4 protein-coding genes are annotated in these 3,744 nt (G+C 43.7%); all 4 read right to left on the bottom strand.

Features of this window, described 5'->3' with window-relative positions:
* On the bottom strand, positions 1–555 hold a 555-nt coding region (locus AC1DWN_RS30110), incomplete at its 3' end, for a carbohydrate ABC transporter permease (protein WP_477562544.1).
* A complete protein-coding gene (locus AC1DWN_RS30115; protein WP_477562545.1) occupies positions 555–1,472 on the bottom strand; it encodes an ABC transporter permease in 918 nt (305 codons plus the stop codon). The genes AC1DWN_RS30115 and AC1DWN_RS30110, both read right to left, overlap by 1 nt.
* Complete coding sequence (locus tag AC1DWN_RS30120; RefSeq protein ID WP_477562546.1) at positions 1,469–2,584, bottom strand: amidohydrolase family protein; 1,116 nt, start codon at positions 2,582–2,584, stop codon at positions 1,469–1,471. The genes AC1DWN_RS30115 and AC1DWN_RS30120 overlap by 4 nt, the downstream gene beginning before the upstream one ends.
* A 397-nt stretch (positions 2,585–2,981) precedes the next feature.
* Positions 2,982–3,744, bottom strand: a 763-nt coding sequence (locus AC1DWN_RS30125) for an ABC transporter permease (protein ID WP_477562547.1), incomplete at its 5' end; no start/stop codon positions are given.

A 3,744-nucleotide genomic window follows, 5' to 3' on the forward strand; every position in this document is an offset into this window, starting at 1 on the left:
ACGGAACAGCATCCGCAGATCGCCGCAGCCGTCCATTCTAGCCGATTCTTCAATCTCTTCTGGTAAACTCCTAAAGAAGCTGATTAGAATGATGAGATAGAAAGGTATCATCGCTCTCGGAACAAGGAGTGACCAGTATGAGTTCAGCAGCCCCAATTCCTTAACAACCAAATAATCAGGGATGAGCCCACCATGGAAAATGATCGTAAAAACAATCATGAACATAATCAGCCTACGGAAATGTAATTTCCTTCTAGACAAGGAATACGCCGTAAGTGAAGTTATAATCAAGCTGAGCATTGTTCCAGCAGCAGTGATGAAGATGGTAATTAATAGACTTTTCGGCAAAGCATTCGTTGTGAAAATATATTCGTACGCCTTCAGGGAAAACTCTGTCGGGAAAAGCATGAAATTAGACTCGTTGTAGGCAGAAGCAGATGCAAATGAGCTGGCGATAATATGGATAAATGGCACAATGGTCACGATAGAGAAGAGAACAAGCATCGTGATATTGATTCCATCAAACACTCTGCTTCCTATTGTTTTATCAATCATCAGTAGATGCCCTCCTCTCCGGATCTTTTGGCTGCCCAGTTAGCAACCATAACCAGAACCAATCCAACCAAGCCTTTAAACAAACCTACAGCAGTCGCGTAGCTGAGTTGACCATTGATCAATCCAACGCGATACACGTAGGTATCGAACACTTCGCCGACTTCGCGGTTTAGCGAGTTGAGCAGCAGATAAACATGCTCAAAGCTCAAATCCAGAACATCACTAAGCCTTAATAGCAGCAAGATGATAATCGTACTCCGTATGCCTGGCAGCGTAATATGCCATATTTGTCGTAAACGATTAGCACCGTCCATTCGTGCGGCTTCATATAATTCAGGACTTATGCTTGCCAGTGCAGCCAAGTAAATAACTGTACCCCAGCCGCTTTCTCTCCAGATCACCTGCAAAATGTACATAGGTCGGAATAAATCGCCATCCATCATAATAGAAAATTGATCAAAGCCCAGTGTCGTTAACAAGGATTGAAACAAGCTATCTTGAGATTCGAAAATGACGAAGAACATCGAAACGACAACGACCCATGACATGAAATGAGGAATATAGATCAGCGTTTGAATCGTACGCTTAAACCACATATGTCTTAGTTCATTCAACATTAAGGCTAGAATAATCGGCGCAGGAAACCCAAATGCCAAATTGTATAAGCTCAGCATTAAGGTGTTCCCCAGAAGCTTGAAGAAATCTGGGTCTTCAAACAGACGAGTAAAATGCTTAGTTCCAACCCAATCACTCCCTAGGAATCCCTTGAAAGGATGATAGTCCTGAAAAGCAATGATGACGCCGCCCATCGGAAGATATTTGAACAGCAGGAAGTAAATGATACCCGGCACCAAGAGAATATAAATCCAACGGTCTCTCTTGATATCCTTCAACACTCTTATCCCTTTATCGATCACGGCTTACCCCCTGTCAGCATGCTCGGCCTAACATGTAATCCATATAGATTGGACGCAGTAGTCGCTTGTATCTTGCTCCGAATCTCTCTTGGGAAAACAGTAAGCGCCAGCTTAGGATGATCGAAATCCCAGTGTGGATAATCGCTGGAGAACATTACTCTATCCTCACACCCGCTCATTTGAATGATCTGCACGAGATGCTCCGGGTTTTCCGGCTCCTCAATCGGCTGTGTTGTCAAATAAATATGCTCTCGAATATATTCCGAGGGTAATTTTTTTAACCATGGTGTCGTATCTCGTAAAGCTTTATAATTCTTATCCATTCGCCACATAAGATGGGGCAGCCAGGCGATGCCGCCTTCTATACCTACAAACTTCAAGCTCGGAAATTTCTCGAATACCCCTTCACAAATTAAGCTATTAATGTGAGTCATATAGTTGGTAGGCAATATATTGTGCCACTCCATATAACGAGAAGGATACCCAGAAGGAGTTGGCGCCCCTGCAATTCCTCTCCCCTCCGTACCGGGGTGGATAGCCACGGGTAACCCATTCCGCTCCGCCGCTTCGTAGATGGGGTGATAGAAGCGCTGACCGAATGGTGTACGAGCTCCGCTGCACATAATGACCTGGACAATATCCGGATGCTTGCCCATGCGATCAATTTCCTTAGCTGCAGCAGCCGGATCTGCATGATTAATGATCATTGAGCCCTTGAACCGCGGACTTGTACTAAGCCACACATCCACCAAATACTCATTGTAAGCAGCGACAACAGCATTGCCGTAGTCACAATCGGGATTGACTGACATTTCCAATATACTAGCGCCAGTCAAAATGGCATAATCAATGTTATAACGATCCAGATGATCCTTAATCATATAAGCCGGATCGCTTCCTGAGGTACCTCCGCTATCTGGTTCAGCATCCTTACGAATAACCCCTACAGTCGAATAATAGGGACTTCCCACTCCAGTTCCGGTTGCCAACCATTGACTATGCCAGGGCTTCGCGAGATAAGGAAGTAAATCCTCAGACCTCTTCATTCCATTATGGACATCCGTATCAATTAGATTAGGTTTATCCATGTGGTTCTTTGCCTCTTCACTCATCGTCTGCACCTCACTTTAGTCTGTTGAACATTGCTCTGGACTTCATACTATAAGCGCGAGGACTTTCAGTCTATAATCAATTTGTGAATACTGTCAGCCCATGATGGGCCTGAAGTTTTTATGTGCAACTAATCAAATTCAACACTGAACAAATCAATTTGATACGGTTCACTTTGGGATATCACCCCTTCTTGGCGAACAGACAAAAGAAGCCCCCCCGCTAATTGTGGCGTGGAGCTCCTTTTGTCTCTTATCCTTAATTCGTTTTTTTCTATACTCAGAGCATATTTATGCTAAACGCATACCCAGTTAGACAAATACGGATCGAACAGCATCGTCTTCCCTTTCCATAATTTCTTTCATCAAAGAATCTCCGCTGTTGTATACCTGCACATGTTCAAGCCCCTTTGTTTTCTATATTTCGAATCCGCAATTCCTTCGTAAACCACAATCTATAGCTGATTAARCTTAAAATAATACTCGTTACAGCAGCWGARCTWGCRAAMGCAAAYACRATTAAWATCTGATAGCGAACCGCMTCAACCGGATTRGCYCCWGCAATAATCATCCCCGTCATCATGCCTGGAAGCTGGACGAGKCCAACTGTCTTCATACCGTCTATCGTCGGAATCATRCTTGATTTRACCGAYCTYTTCATRACATCCTGKATGGCYTGYCTTGCYGAAGCACCTAGAGAAAGAAGTGTCTCCATCTCTCCCCTTGAGGCTTCTACCTCACGTCTCATCTGATTCAGAAATAAGCCCGCTACCACCATAGCGTTACCTATTGTCATTCCGCTAATTGGAATAATATATTGCGGTGTTGCTTCAATGATCCGAAAACCGAGCAAAAGCCCCATCATAAGCAGTTCCGTCGTCGTAATTGCAATCGCAATTTTCCACACGATGCCCTTCAGGCCCTCCCCCCTTTTCCCCGCATTATAAGAAGCAACAGCAATCATAACCATTAATATTCCTAAAATATAAAATGGATTTGTAGTATTAAAAATAAATTGTAATACATAGCCGACTAGCAGAAGTTGCACTKCGGAGCGTATCGTTCCAATGGCAATATCGCGTTCAAGACCTAGCTTTTGCCAAACGGATACCATCATTGTAATCATCACAAATAATAGCGTGAAACTCAGTGCTAATATAGAC

The sequence above is a fragment of the Paenibacillus sp. P4_A7 genome, from assembly GCF_056402455.1.